This window comes from Kitasatospora sp. NPDC101176, from assembly GCF_044768035.1.
Lineage (GTDB): Bacteria > Actinomycetota > Actinomycetes > Streptomycetales > Streptomycetaceae > Kitasatospora.
The window spans coordinates 344,144-357,462 of sequence record NZ_JBIWPA010000005.1 but is presented as its reverse complement, the minus strand read 5'-3'; the positions used below and the strand labels follow the sequence as shown (position 1 = coordinate 357,462).

The 13,319-nt window shown below is 75.5% G+C and carries 10 protein-coding genes; 4 read left to right on the top strand and 6 right to left on the bottom strand.

The genetic code is table 11. The features are described 5' to 3' along the window. Nucleotides 1-54 precede the first annotated feature (54 nt). Nucleotides 55-1,692 (top strand): amidohydrolase, encoded by a 1,638-nt coding sequence (locus tag ACIRS1_RS11280; RefSeq protein WP_402838551.1) that lies wholly within the window; start codon nt 55-57, stop codon nt 1,690-1,692. 103 nt (nt 1,693-1,795) lie between these two features. Here the strand turns inward: ACIRS1_RS11280 and ACIRS1_RS11275 are convergent, their stop codons facing one another. The 4 genes from ACIRS1_RS11275 to nirB all read right to left on the bottom strand — a co-directional run bounded on the left by ACIRS1_RS11275 (nt 1,796) and on the right by nirB (nt 6,818). Beyond that, nucleotides 1,796-2,392 (bottom strand): hypothetical protein, encoded by a 597-nt coding sequence (locus ACIRS1_RS11275; protein WP_402838550.1) that lies wholly within the window; start codon nt 2,390-2,392, stop codon nt 1,796-1,798. 117 nt (nt 2,393-2,509) lie between these two features. Further along, nucleotides 2,510-3,841 (bottom strand): nitrate/nitrite transporter, encoded by a 1,332-nt coding sequence (locus ACIRS1_RS11270; RefSeq protein ID WP_402838548.1) that lies wholly within the window; start codon nt 3,839-3,841, stop codon nt 2,510-2,512. Next, nucleotides 3,838-4,212: a nitrite reductase small subunit NirD gene (gene nirD / locus ACIRS1_RS11265; RefSeq protein ID WP_360214900.1), complete on the bottom strand. Its 375-nt coding sequence runs from the start codon at nt 4,210-4,212 to the stop codon at nt 3,838-3,840. Before nirD ends, ACIRS1_RS11270 begins: the two co-directional genes overlap by 4 nt. Further along, nucleotides 4,209-6,818, bottom strand: a complete 2,610-nt coding sequence (gene nirB, locus ACIRS1_RS11260) for a nitrite reductase large subunit NirB (RefSeq protein WP_402838547.1) — start codon at nt 6,816-6,818, stop codon at nt 4,209-4,211. The genes nirD and nirB overlap by 4 nt, the downstream gene beginning before the upstream one ends. Before the next feature lie 191 nt (nt 6,819-7,009). On the opposite strand from nirB, the gene ACIRS1_RS11255 reads away from it, so the two are divergent. Next, nucleotides 7,010-8,131 carry a uroporphyrinogen-III synthase gene (locus tag ACIRS1_RS11255; RefSeq protein WP_402838545.1) on the top strand — a complete coding sequence of 374 codons (1,122 nt, stop codon included), beginning with the start codon at nt 7,010-7,012 and terminating at the stop codon, nt 8,129-8,131. Further along, the gene (locus ACIRS1_RS11250; protein WP_402838543.1) at nt 8,131-8,835 is read left to right on the top strand and encodes a sirohydrochlorin chelatase; all 705 of its coding nucleotides are present in this window, start codon (nt 8,131-8,133) and stop codon (nt 8,833-8,835) included. Before ACIRS1_RS11255 ends, ACIRS1_RS11250 begins: the two co-directional genes overlap by 1 nt. A 165-nt stretch (nt 8,836-9,000) precedes the next feature. On the opposite strand, the gene ACIRS1_RS11245 is transcribed toward ACIRS1_RS11250, so the two are convergent. After that, nucleotides 9,001-10,128, bottom strand: a complete 1,128-nt coding sequence (locus ACIRS1_RS11245) for an NADH:flavin oxidoreductase (RefSeq protein WP_402838541.1) — start codon at nt 10,126-10,128, stop codon at nt 9,001-9,003. Between the two features lie 328 nt (nt 10,129-10,456). Between ACIRS1_RS11245 and ACIRS1_RS11240 the strand changes: the two genes are divergently transcribed. Continuing rightward, on the top strand, nt 10,457-11,050 hold the full coding sequence (locus tag ACIRS1_RS11240) for a hypothetical protein (protein ID WP_402838540.1): 594 nt from the start codon (nt 10,457-10,459) through the stop codon (nt 11,048-11,050). Nucleotides 11,051-11,137: 87 nt separating this feature from the next. On the opposite strand, the gene ACIRS1_RS11235 is transcribed toward ACIRS1_RS11240, so the two are convergent. Next, complete coding sequence (locus ACIRS1_RS11235; RefSeq protein ID WP_402838538.1) at nt 11,138-12,790, bottom strand: purple acid phosphatase family protein; 1,653 nt, start codon at nt 12,788-12,790, stop codon at nt 11,138-11,140. Between the last annotated feature and the right edge of the window lie 529 nt (nt 12,791-13,319).

Below are 13,319 nucleotides of genomic sequence, written 5' to 3'. Positions count from 1 at the left end.
GCCCGGCGGCCGCCGGACGCCCCACCCTGATCCCCCGAGAACGGAGCACCACCCATGACCGATGCCGATCTGGTCTTCACCCACGGCCCGATCCACACCGGTGACGCCGCCCGCACCCGGGCGACCAGCCTGGCCGTGACCGGACAGCGGATCACCGCCGTCGGCCACGACGAGGTCCGGCAGCTGATCGGGCCGGGCACGGAGGTCGTGGACCTCACCGGCCGGCTGCTGCTGCCGGGCTTCCAGGACGCGCACGTCCACGCGGTCTACGGCGGCTCCGAGCTGGCCGGCTGCGACCTCACCGGCACCGTCGGCGTCGCCGACTACCTGGAGCGGATCCGCGCCTACGCCGAGGCCAACCCGGAGCAGGCCTGGATCACCGGCAGCGGCTGGTCGATGGAGAGCTTCGACGGCGGCCTGCCGAGCCGCCGGCTGCTGGACTCGGTCGTCCCGGACCGCCCGGTGTACCTCACCAACCGCGACCACCACGGCGCCTGGGCGAACACCCGCGCCCTGGAGCTCGCCGGCGTCACCCGGGACACCCCCGACCCGGCGGACGGGCGGATCGAGCGCGAGGCCGACGGCACCCCGGGCGGCACCCTGCAGGAGGGCGCCACCGCGCTCGTCGCCCGGCTGGTCCCGCCGTCCACCGCCGCCGACCGGCTCGCCGGGCTGCTGCGCGCGCAGCGGCTGCTGCACTCGCTGGGCATCACCGGCTGGCAGGACGCGCTGCTCGGCGAGTTCAACGGGCAGCCCGACCCGTCCGACGCCTACCTGGCCGCCGCCCGGGCCGGCACGCTCACCGCCCGGGTCACCGGGGCGCTCTGGTGGGACCGCGAACGGGGATCCGAGCAGATCCCCGAACTCGTGTCCCGCCGCAGCGAACTGAGCCACGGCCGGTTCCGGGCCGGCTCGGTGAAGATCATGCAGGACGGCATCGCGGAGAACTTCACCGCCGCGATGACCAGCCCGTACCTGGACGGCTGCGGCTGCGCCACCGCCAACTCCGGCCTCAGCTTCGTGGATCCGCTCGCCCTGCGCGGCCACGTCACCGAGCTGGACGCCCTCGGCTTCCAGGTGCACTTCCACGCCCTCGGCGACCGGGCGGTGCGCGAGGCGCTGGACGCGGTCGAGGCCGCCCGCGCGGCCAACGGGTGGCGGGACACCCGGCACCACCTCGCCCACCTGCAGGTGGTCCACCCGCAGGACGTCGACCGCTTCGCGCGGCTCGGCGCGATCGCCAACATCCAGCCGCTGTGGGCCGCCCACGAGCCGCAGATGGACGAGCTGACGATCCCGTTCCTCGGCCCGGAGCGCGCCGCCTGGCAGTACCCGTTCGGCGCGCTGCAACGCGCGGGGGCGACCCTGGCCGCGGGCAGCGACTGGCCGGTGAGCAGCCCGGACCCGCTGGCCGGCCTGCACGTGGCCGTCAACCGGATGGAGCCGGGCACCTCCGACGGCCGGGTCTTCCTGCCCGAGCAGCGCCTCGACCTGGCCTCCGCGATCGCCGCCTACACGGCCGGGTCGGCGCACGTGAACGGCCACGACGACGCGGGCGTCCTCGCGGCCGGGCGGCTCGCCGACCTGGTGGTCCTCGACCGGGACATCCTCACCGCCCCGGCCGCGGAGATCGCCGACGCCCGGGTCCTGCGCACCTACGTGGGCGGGGAGTTGGTCCACGCGGCGGACTGACGAGCCGCCCCGGGCACGCCGCCGGCCGCCACCCGCACGTCGGGTGGCGGCCGGGGCGGTCCGGCGGGGTCAGGAGGCCGGCGGCCGGGGCGGTCCGGCGGGGTCAGGAGGCCGGCGCCGGGGCGACGGCGAGGTTCACCGCGCGCGCGTCGGCGGAGGCCGGCGGCGTGGAGCCGATGTCGGCGACCGTGGCGATCACCATGGCGGGCGCGCCCGGGATCCAGTTGACCGTCTTGGACTGGACGATCAGCTGCCGCTGCTGCGGCGTCCCGTCGCAGACGACGTCGGCCTCGGCCGTCCGACTGGAGCCGAAGGCGATCGAGGAGGAGTCCTCCGGGTCCTTCTGCTCCACCGAGACGGTCAGCGAGCGGGCCCCGCCGGCGACCCCGCAGAGGTAGCCGACGTTGAAGCGGACCCGGCCGGGGATCTTCGGGTCGATCAGGACGTCGCCGATGGTGACCGCCGTGGCGGGCGGCACCGGGTCCGTGACCGGCACCGGGTCGGTCGGCGCCGGGTCGGTCGGTGCCGGATCCGTCGGCCCCGGGTCGGTCGGCGCCGAAGGATCGGTGACCGGCGCTGTGACGGGCGCCGCGGCGGCCGGGTCGGAGCCGGGATCGGGGTCGGCGGCCAGGGCCGGCGCCGTGAGGCCGGTGAGGGCCGTGGTGAGAACCGTCAGGACGAGCCACCGCTGCACTGCCAACCTCCCGGATCCGAGGACGTGTTGCGGCCGACGCTAGCCTCCCGGCCGTCGGCCCGCGCGCCGAGCCGTCCGGTCGTCGCACGGACGGCCCAGCGGCCCCGGGGCGGGCCGCGGACCTCAGCGCCGGCGCAGCCACACCGCCCAGGTGAGCACCGAGCACCCCAGGTACGCCGCGAGGAAGCCCAGGTAGGCGGCGTCCCCGTTGTGGCTGGCCAGGAAGGACTGCCGGAACGCCAGGTTCACCAGGACGCCCCCGAAGGCCCCCACCGCGCCCGCGAGGCCGATCAGCGCGCCGGCGCGGCGCCGGGAGTCGGCCTCGGCGGCCGCCGGGTCGGCCCCGGCCGCGACCGCCGCCCGCGCGAGGGCCTGGTAGTGGGCGGGGATCATCTTGTACGTCGAGCCGTTGCCGATGCCGCTGAGCACGAACAGGGCGATGAACCCGCCGAGGAACAGCGGCAGCGAGCCGGCCCGGGAGGCGGTGATCACCACGGCCGTCCCGGCGCCCATGGCCGCGAAGGTGGCGAGGGTGACCCGGGCGCCGCCGAAGCGGTCCGCGAGCCGCCCGCCGACCGGGCGCAGCAGCGAACCCAGCAGCGGCCCGAGGAAGGTGAGCGCGGCGGCCTTGACCGGGGTGTCGAAGCGCGCGTGGAACTGCACCTGGAGCACCTGCCCGAAGGCGAAGCCGAAGCCGATGAAGGAGCCGAAGGTGCCGATGTAGAGGGTGGAGACGGCCCAGCCGTACGGGTCGCGGGCGACCTCGCGCAGCGCCCGGCCCTCCCCCGCCGGGGAGACCGCGAGGTTGTCCATCCGCCACCACGCCCCGGCCGCGGCGAGCAGAATCAGCGGCAGGTAGATCAGCGGCAGCAGCCGCGGGTGGGCGGCGCCGGCGGTGGCCAGCACGAGGAGGCCGAGCAGTTGGACGGCCGGGACGCCGAGGTTGCCGCCGCCGGCGTTGACGCCGAGCGCCCAGCCCTTGAGCCGGTGCGGGTAGAAGGCGTTGATGTTGGCCATCGAGGAGGCGAAGTTGCCGCCGCCGACGCCGGCCACACAGGCCACCGTGAGCAGCGTCCCGTAGGAGACCCCGGGTTCCAGTACCAGGGCGGCGAGCGCGGTGGGGACGAGCAGCAGCAGCGCGCTGACCACCGTCCAGTTGCGCCCGCCGAAGCGGGCGACGGCGAAGGCGTAGGGCAGCCGCAGCAGGGCGCCGAGCGCGGTCGGCAGCGCGGTGAGGGTGAACTTGCCCGCGGTGTCGATGTGGTACTCGGGCCCGAGGAACAGCACGAGGACCGACCACAGGCTCCACACCGAGAAGCCGATGTGCTCGGAGAGGACGGAGAAGACCAGGTTGCGCCGGGCGATCCGGGCCCCGGCACGGGCCCAGAACTCCTCGTCCTCCGGATCCCAACCGCTGAGCGCTGCGGGCTGTCTGACGTCGGCGACGGTGGTCATGCCGCCTCTCCTTCCGGGGCGAGTCCATCCGGGGCGATCCGTACCGGCCAGCGGCGAAGGACGGCGGGAGCGCCGTCGGGGGCGGTGTCCTCGTCCAGGCAGCGGCCGTCGGTGAGATCGTAGACCTGCTTGTACATCGGCGAGATGAGGGTCGGCCGGTCACCGCGGCTGCCGAGCAGGCCTCGGGAGAGCACCTGCGCGCCGCTGAACGGGTCGAGGTTGTCGACGGCGTACAGCGTGCCGGCGGCGTCGCGGAACAGCGCGATCTGTCCTGCGGCGGGGAGCAACACGGCCACGCCGCGGCCGGGTTGAAGGTCCTCCAGGGCGCAGGCGGTCCGCCAGGCGGTGCCGTCGTGGATCTGTACGGTCACGGGGTGACCACCTCCAGTCGGGCCCCGGCGATCAGGACCGGGGCGGTGAGGGTCTGTCCGGCCTCGCCGGGGCGGGCGGGGCGGATCTGGCCGCGTTCGGGGACGAAGGTCACCGCGGGGTCGGGGGTACCCGGGGCGTTGACGAAGGAGGAGAAGCGCCGCATCCGGTCGGGATCGGCGAGGGTCTGCGCCCATTCGTCCTGGTAGGTGCCGACATGACGGGCCATCAGGTCGTCCAGCTCGGCGGCGATGCCGAGCGAGTCGTCGAGGACGACGGCCCGAAGGTGGTCGAGGCCGCCCTCCAGTCGTTCCAGCCAGACCGACGTGCGTTCCAGCCGGTCGGCGGTGCGGATGTAGAACATCAGGTAGCGGTCGATGGTGCGGATGAGGGTCTCGCGGTCGAGGTCCGCGGCGAGCAGGTCGGCGTGCCGCGGGGTCATGCCGCCGTTGCCGCCGACGTAGAGGTTCCAGCCGGCCGAGGTGGCGATGACGCCGAAGTCCTTGCTCTGGGCCTCGGCGCACTCCCGGGCGCAGCCGGAGACGGCGGACTTGAGCTTGTGCGGGGAGCGCAACCCCCGGTAGCGGAGCTCCAGTTCGATGGCGAGGGCGGTGGAGTCCTGTACCCCGTAGCGGCACCAGGTCTCGCCGACGCAGGACTTCACGGTGCGCAGCGCCTTGCCGTAGGCGTGGCCCGACTCGAAGCCGGCGTCGACCAGCCTGCTCCAGATGACCGGGAGCTGGTCGACGGTGGCGCCGAAGAGGTCGATCCGCTGTCCGCCGGTGATCTTGGTGTAGAGGCCGAAGTCCCGGGCGATCTCGCCGATCACGATCAGGCCCTCGGGGGTGATCTCGCCGCCGGGCACCCGCGGCACCACCGAGTAGGAGCCGTTGCGCTGGAGGTTGGCCAGGAAGTGGTCGTTGGAGTCCTGCAGGGCCCCCTGCTCGCCGTCCAGGATGTGGCCGTTGCCGAGGCTGGCCAGGATCGAGGCGACGGTGGGCTTGCAGACCTCGCAGCCCTCACCGGAGCCGTGGCGGTCGCGCAGCTCCGAGAAGGTCGTGGCGCCGGTGACCCGGGCGATCTCGTACAACTCGGCGCGGGTGTGGGCGAAGTGCTCGCACAGCCCCTTGGCGGTGCTGACGCCGGCGGCCTCCAGCTCCTCGGTGACGACGGTGCCGAGCTGCTTGAGGCAGCTGCCGCAGCCGGTGCCGGCCCGGGTGCACTTCTTGACCGCGGCGACGCCGTCGCAGCCCTGTTCGCGGACGGCCGCGCGGACGGCGCCCTGGGTGACGTTGTGGCAGGAGCAGAGCACCGCGTCGTCGGGCAGCGCCAGCGGGCCCGCGGCGCCGAACCCGGCCGGCAGCACGAGCTGTTCGGGGGCGACGGTGAGCGGCTTGCCGGCCACCGCGAGCGGGCGCAGGGTGCCGTAGGCGTCGGTGTCGCCGACCAGGACGCCGCCGAGCAGCGCGCCGTCCGCGCCGATGACGAGCTTGCGGTAGACCCCGCTGCGGCTGTCGCTGTACAGCACGTCGAGCGCGCCCTCGGCGCTGCCGTGCGGGTCGCCGAAGCTGGCCACGTCGACGCCGAGCAGCTTCAGCTTGGTGGAGGTGTCGGCGCCGGTGAAGCCCTCGCCGAGCCGCCCGGCGCCCTCGCCGTCGAGCTCCGCCAGGGTGCGGGCCGCGGTCTCGGCCATCTGGTAGCCGGGGGCGACCAGGCCGTACACCCGGCCGTCGGCGGCCTGGGCGCACTCGCCGACGGCGAGGACGGCCGGGTCGGCGGTGCGGCAGTGCGCGTCGACGACGACGCCGCCGCGCTCGCCGACCGGCAGGCCGCAGTCGCGGGCCAGCTGGTCACGGGCGCGCACCCCGGCCGAGAACACCACCAGCCCGGCGGCGAGTTCCCGCCCGTCGGAGAGGGCCAGGCCGCGCACCCGCCCGTCCGGGCCGGTCAGCACGGCGCTCGCGCCGGCGCCGGTGTGGACCGTCACGCCGAGGTCCTCGATCTTGCGGCGCAGCACCGCGCCGCCGCCGTCGTCGACCTGCACGGCCATCAGACGGGGCGCGAACTCGACCACGTGGGTGGCCAGTCCGCCGGCCCGCAGGGCTCCGGCCGCCTCCAGTCCGAGCAGCCCGCCGCCGACCACCACGCCGGTGCCGGCCGTGGCCGCGTCCTCCCGGATCGCGGCCACGTCCTCGACGGTGCGGTAGACGTGGCAGCCCGGGGCGTCCTTGCCGGGCACCGGCGGCACGAACGGCACGGATCCGGTGGCCAGTACCAGCGCGTCGTAGCGGACGGTCGCGCCGGAGCGGGTGGTGACGGTCCGTGCCGTCCGGTCGATCGCGGTGACCGGATCGCCCAGGCGCAGGTCGACGCCGTGCTCGGCGACGAAGCCGTCCGGGCAGAGCGAGAGGTCCTCGGGGGTGCTGCCGTCGAACAGCGAGCTGAGGTGGACCCGGTCGTAGGCGGGCCGGGGCTCCTCGGCGAGCACCGTGACCCGCCAGCCGCGTGCCGCGGGCTGCTCCGTCCAGGCTTCCAGGAAGCGCTGGCCGACCATGCCGTGGCCGACGAGGACGAGGTCCCGGATCCGGTCGTGGGTGCTTGTCGTCATGCCGGAAATCTGACCGCCCGCTGTTTCCGGTCCGGGTCACGGGTGTTGCGGGCGCGGTACGCCTCGCTCACGGCGCCCGGGCCACCGGGTGCGCTCCCGGACATCCGCCGTAACCGGAGCCGCGGTTTCGCTTACCTGTGGGTGACGGCCGGGCAACGCCCCCGTAACACGGGCACCGCACGCTTCCCGGCATGGCAACCCTCACCCAGCCAGGACCGCTCACCGGCTTCACCGTCGGGGTCACCGCGGCGCGCCGCCGCGAGGAGCTCAGCGCCCTGCTCAGCCGGCGCGGCGCCCAGGTGGTCGAGGCCCCGGTGCTGCGCATCCTCCCCCTCGCGGACGACCTCGCCCTGCGCGCGGCCACCGACCGCTGCCTGGCCGGCCCGCTCGACTACGTCGTCGCCACCACCGGCGTCGGCTGGCGCGGCTGGATGAGCGCCGCGGAGGGCTGGGGCCGGGGCGCGGAGCTCGCCCTGGCCTGCCGGGGCGCGGTCGTGCTCAGCCGCGGCCCCAAGGCCACCGGCGCGGTGCGCGCCAGCGGGCTCGACGAGGGCTACTCCCCCGGCACCGAGGCCACCGACGAGCTGCTCACCTGGCTGCTCGCCCGCCCGCTCGCCGGGCGCCGGATCGCCGTTCAGGAGCACGGCGTGCGCCTGGACTCCTTCGCCGCCGCGCTGCGCGAACGCGGCGCCGAGGTCATCTCCGTCCCGGTCTACCGGTGGGCGCCGCCCGAGGACCCGGGCGCGGTGCGGCGCCTGCTCGACCAGACCGTCCGCCGGCAGGTGCACGCGCTCACCTTCACCAGCGCCCCCGCCATCACCGCCCTGCTGGCCACCGCGGAGGCCGAGGGCCTGTACGAGGCACTGGTCGACGCCCTGCGCACCGACGTCCTGCCGGTCTGCGTCGGCGCCCTGTGCGCCCGGCCGCTCACCGACCTCGGCCTGCCCGCCGTCCACCCCGAACGCGGCCGGCTCGGCTCGCTGGTCCGGCTGCTGGCCGACACCCTGCCCAACCGCGGCAGGCGCGAACTCGCCCTGTCCGGAACGGTCCTGACGCTGCAGGGCAACGCCGCCCTGGTCGACGGCGAGAGCCACTGGCTCAGCCCGCGCGGCGCCGCCGTCCTGCGCGCCCTCGCCGAACGGCCCGGCCGCGTCCTCAGCCGCGCCGAGCTGCTGCGCGCCGCCTGGCCGGACGCCACCGCCGACGAGCACGCCGTGGAGGCCGCCGTCGGCCGGCTGCGGGCCGCGCTCGGACCGCACGCCGCCCTGATCCGCACCGTCCCCAAGCGCGGCTACCGCCTGGCGGCCGGCTGATGCCGCCCGTCCTGCTCGCCGTCGCCCACGGCAGCCGGGACCCGGTGGCCGCCGCCTCGACCCGGTCCCTGCTCCGGCTGGTCCGCGCCCTCCGGCCCGGACTGACCGTCCGCTGCTGCTTCCTGGACCTCGCCCGCCCCTCGCTCGGCGACGCCCTCGCCCGGCTCTCCGGTGCGCGGCCGGTCCTCGTCCCGCTCCTCCTCGGCACCGGCCACCACGTGCGGGTCGACCTGCCCGCGGCACTGGCCGACGCCCGTCTGCCGCTCTCCCACCTCGCCCCCGCGCTCGGCCCCCACCCGCTGCTCGCCGACGCCCTCGCCGACCGCCTCGCCGAGGCCGGCGCCCCGCCCGGCGCCCCGGTGGTCCTCGCCGGTGCCGGCTCCACCGACCCGACCGCCCTCGCCGACACCGCCCGGATGGCCCGGTTGCTCGCCGCCCGCCTCGGCGGCACCGTCACCCCGGCCCACCTCTCCGCCGCGGAGCCCACCCCGCACCGGGCCGTCGCCGCCCTCCGGGAGGCCGGTCACCCCCGCACCGCGCTCGCCAGCTACCTGCTCGCCCCCGGCTTCTTCGCCCGCCGCGCCGCCACCACCGCCGCGACCTGGACCAGCGCTCCGCTGTCCGCCCACCCGGCCGTCGCCCGCCTCGTGCTGCACCGCTACGACGAGGCCCGGGAGGCGACGGCGCTGCGCCCGGCGGCCTGAGCGGCCTGGCCGTCCGCCCGCCCGTCTGCCCGTCCGCCCGTCCGCCCGGCCGGGCGACGCACCACGGCCCGGGCCCGGGCCACCACCGGAGCGTGCGACGGCCCGCCGCGCTGCTGCGCGCGACGGGCCGGGGGCCGGGGCCGGGGGCCGGGCTGACGACCGGCGTCAGCTGAGCGTCCGCACCGCCGCCGCGTCGTACGGCTTCAGCTCGGAGAACCGGTCGCCGAGGACCTTCGCCGCCCACTCCGGGTCCTGGAGCAGCGCACGGCCGACCGCGACCAGGTCGAACTCGTCGCGCTCCATGCGGTCCAGCAGGTTGTCGAGGCCCTGGACCGGCGCGCCCTCGCCGGCGAACGCGTGGATGAAGTCGCCGTCGAGGCCGACGGAGCCGACGGTGATCGTGGGCCGGCCGGTGAGCTTCCTGGTCCAGCCCGCCAGGTTGAGGTCCGAGCCCTCGAACTCCGGCACCCAGTAGCGGCGGGTCGAGGCGTGGAAGGCGTCGACGCCGGCCGCGGCGAGCGGGGCCAGGATCGACTCCAGCTCCTCCGGGGTCTCGGCGAGCCGCGCGTCGTACGCCTCCTGCTTCCACTGCGAGTAGCGGAAGATCACCGGGAAGTCGGCCGAGACCCGCTCGCGGACCGCGGCCACGATCTCCGCCGCGAACTTCGTGCGGGCTACCGGGTCGCCGCCGTAGGCGTCGGTGCGGCGGTTCGTCCCCGCCCACAGGAACTGGTCGACGAGGTAGCCGTGGGCGCCGTGCAGCTCGACGCCGTCGAAGCCGATCCGCTCGGCCGCCGCGGCGGACTCGGCGAAGGCGCCGACGACCTCGTCCAGGTCGCTCCGGGTCATCGCCCGGCCGGCGCCCTCGGTGCCGTCGAGGCGCAGACCGGAGGGGCCGACGGCGGGGGCGTCGGCGTAGGGCGGCTCGCCCTGGTTGCGCACCATGCCGATGTGCCACAGCTGCGGCACGATCGTGCCGCCCGCCGCGTGCACGGACTCGGCGACCTTCGCCCACCCGGCCAGCTGCTCCTCGCCGTGGAACCGGGGCACCCGGTCGCTCTGCCCGGCGGACGCGTGGCCGACGTAGGTGCCCTCGGTGACGATCAGGCCCACGCCCGCGGCCGCACGGCGGGCGTAGTACGACGCCACGTCCGCGCCGGGGACGCCGCCCGGGGAGAACATGCGCGTCATCGGCGCCATCACGATGCGGTTCGGGACGGTCAGGCCGTTCAGGGTGACCGGGCGGGAGAGGATCTCGGCCGCGCGGGAGGCGGCGGACGCGGTGACGGTCATGGGTGTTCCTCGCGGGTAGCGGACGTTATGTGCACGTGCATGGAATACGTGCGGTTCCAACCGCCACGGCGTCCGGCGCATTTCGCGCACCGGGCGATCGGCGGTGTGATCCGCGGCACTCCCCCGCGGGCCGCAGCCGCCCGTCCGGCGTCACGGCACCGCGGCGCGCCGCCGGGCGGCGCCGCCCACCTCGACCGGCGCCCGAGGCGGCCGTGAGCACGCCGCGCTAGAACCGTCGGCGGGCCGCAACTCCCGTTGCCCGCCCGGTACCGCACGCCCCGTCGTTCCCGTGCCACCCCCCTCGTCCGGCCTCGACCCTGGGAGAGACATGCCCGCCGCACACACCCGCCCCGTCCGTCTGGTGATCGCCGCACTGGCGGCCCTCGTCCTGCTGCTCTCCGGCGCGGTCGCCGCCACCCCGGCGCAGGCCACCACCAGCAGCCTCGACGGCGCCTGGGCCTGCGACGTCCCGGCCGGGTACGTCTACGACCAGGTGTCGATGAACCGCTCCTGCAGCGGCGGCGGCAGCTGGAACTCGCCGCAGTTCCACCTGCGGACCCCCGTCGACGGTCTGACGGCCTGCAAGAGCGCGCCCGGCTTCGTCTACGACGCCATCACCTGGGGCAGTGCCTGCAGCCAGATCTCCGGCGTGACGTCCAACCAGTACCACCTGCGCAAGCCCTACGACGGTCTCACCGCCTGCATGGGCACGCCGGACTTCACCTACGACTACCTCACCTGGGGCACCGCCTGCAGCCTCACCCAGGGCGTCCAGTCGAACGCCTTCCACCTCCGCAAGCCGGTCAGCGGCCTCTGGGCCTGTGACGTCCCCAGCGGCTTCACCTACAGCCAGACCACCCAGAACTACGACTGCAGCACCTACCGTGGCGCCACCTCCACCAAGTTCCTCCTGCTCGGCTGACCACCGCGCGCCGAAGGGCGGGAGCGGGAGGTCGGCCGGTCCGACGTCCCGCTCCCGCCCTCGGCGTGACCCCGGGTCGGACACGCCCTAACGGCCGGCGGCCGCCTCCGCCCGCGCGTCGGTGGCGCCGTCCTCGTCGTGGCGGTGCCGGCCGTCGCTGCGGTCGCGCCGGAGGGTGAAGCGGTCGAAGAGCACCGGCACGGGGAACGGGTCGGCGACGGTCGCGGCCGCCGAGTGGTAGTAGCTGACGGTGATGGTGGTCCGGCCGCCCGGCAGGGTGCCCGGGTCGACGTCGAACACCGCGACGCCGTGGGGGAAGGCGGTGTCCGGGTCGATGACCGCGGACCAGTGCGCCTTCTCCTTCGCGTCCGGGTCGGCCTTGAAGGTGAGGCGCTGGGTGCGCACCGAGGCCTGCCGCACGCCGTCGGGGTCGGTGGGCAGGTAGACGTCGTCGTGCCCGGCGGTGCCGCCCCCGCCGAGGATCAGGTGGACGGTGCCCCTGGAGGTGTCGATCAGGCGCAGGTCGTCGTCGGCGACGGCCGGGGTGAGCAGGCCGCCGGGCTCGGTGCCGCGGACCGGGTGGGTGCGCTCGTAGTCGTGGTCGTGACCGGCCAGCACGAGGTCGACGGAGTAGCGGTCGAGCACCGGCAGCAGGTGCTCGCGGATGCCCATGTCGCCGCCGTGGCTGGCGGCCGAGGAGGACATCGCGAACTGGTGCAGGTTGACGACGATCCAGTCCACCTCGCGGCCGCGCCGGGCGCGCGCCAGGATCCGCTCCAGCCAGCGGAGTTGGGCGCCCTCGCTGTAGCCGCTGATGTAGATGGACAGCCCGGTGGCCGGGTCGATGCTGGCGTCGTCCTCGACGGCGATCTCGTTGCCGTCGAGGCTGACGAAGAGCACCGCGCCGATCTGGAAGCTGTACCAGGTGCCGCAGTGGTCCCGGGTGCCGTTGTCGGGGAGCTCGAAGCGGGTCAGGTAGGAGGCGTAGCCGAGGTCCCCGCCGCCGGCCTCGACCTCGTGGTTGCCGGGCGCGGGCATCCACGGGCGGTTCGCGGCGGAGGTGGACAGGTTGTTCATGAACGCGTTCCAGCACTGCGGCTGGAGGTCCGTGTTGTTGTTGGCGTAGGCGAGGTCGCCGTTGAGGAGGTGGAACAGCGGCGCGAACCGCTCCACCTGGCGGACGGCCGCGGCGCCGTGGATCGAGGACTTCTTGAACACTCCGTCGCCGGTGCCCAGGTCCCCGAAGCTGGTGAAGCGGAAGGCGGCCCGGCCGCGGGCGGGGGCGGTGCGGAAGGTGCCGCGCACCGGGTCGGAGCCGTCGTGCAGCACCTCGTAGACGTAGGTGGTGTCGGGCCGCAGGCCGTCCAGACGGGCGTGGTGGGTGTAGGTCTCGACCTTGTTGAGCCCGTCCACGTAGGTCCGCGTCTCGGCGTCGACGCTGTGGCCGGCGCCGCCGCGCGGGGTGCCGATCCGGACCCGGGGCCGGCGCACGCTGCCGGCGGTCGCCCAGGAGACCGTCATCTCGCGGGAGGGCTCCTCGCCCCACTGCAGGTGGATCTGTTCGGGGCCGGGGGTGCCGGCGATCGCCGGCCGGGTCCACAGCAGGGTGGACGCGGGCAGCGCGGCGAGGGCGCCGGCCGCCGTACCGGTGCGCAGGACCGTCCGGCGCGAGGGGCGCGCCGGGGGCGCGAGGTGCGCCGGGTGCGTGGGGTGCGTGGGGTGCTCCGAAGGGTGTGCCACTGCCGCCTCCTGGGCTCGGGGAAACGCCCAGGAGAGTCCCAGCCGGACGGGAACCGGCGCGCCACTTCGGACGGTGCGGCCGGCGAACGGCAGTTGAACGCTCGGCCGGCGGTCCCGCCCGGACCGCGGCCGCACCGGGCCACGGGCCCCCGGCACGGGCCCGCGCCCGGGCACCCCGCAGGGGAGGTGGAAGCTGGCGCCGGGGTCCAGGGGGTCTTGCAGGGTGCCGGTCGTGCACCACGCGTGCGGCTGTCGCCCAACCGCCTCTCGGCCCCTCGGTCAGGAGTGCCCCGGCGGCACCCTTCGCGGCGTCGCGGCCGAGCCTGCCAGATGCCCCGAGCTGCGACAAGACGTCGGCCGTACCCCCTACTCCACGTCCGCCGCCCGCCACTGCGGGTGCTCGTGCCCGCCCGCCCGCGGCTGACGGATCGTTTCCGGTCAGCTTCGGCGATCTTTCGGTCCGGGCCTGCCGCCGACCGATCGTCCGCCGCTAGGGTGCGGCGCAGCCCCGCCCTCCTCTGCTCCTCCC

Bases quoted from the DNA above. Each gene is read 5' to 3' on its own strand.
- ACIRS1_RS11270 (WP_402838548.1), bottom strand. From the start codon at position 3,841: ATGACCACCGTCGCCGACGTCAGACAGCCCGCAGCGCTCAGCGGTTGG.
- ACIRS1_RS11245 (WP_402838541.1), bottom strand. From the start codon at position 10,128: ATGACCGTCACCGCGTCCGCCGCCTCCCGCGCGGCCGAGATCCTCTCC.
- ACIRS1_RS11240 (WP_402838540.1), top strand. From the start codon at position 10,457: ATGCCCGCCGCACACACCCGCCCCGTCCGTCTGGTGATCGCCGCACTG.
- ACIRS1_RS11255 (WP_402838545.1), top strand. From the start codon at position 7,010: ATGGCAACCCTCACCCAGCCAGGACCGCTCACCGGCTTCACCGTCGGG.
- ACIRS1_RS11280 (WP_402838551.1), top strand. From the start codon at position 55: ATGACCGATGCCGATCTGGTCTTCACCCACGGCCCGATCCACACCGGT.
- ACIRS1_RS11250 (WP_402838543.1), top strand. From the start codon at position 8,131: ATGCCGCCCGTCCTGCTCGCCGTCGCCCACGGCAGCCGGGACCCGGTG.
- nirB (WP_402838547.1), bottom strand. From the start codon at position 6,818: ATGACGACAAGCACCCACGACCGGATCCGGGACCTCGTCCTCGTCGGC.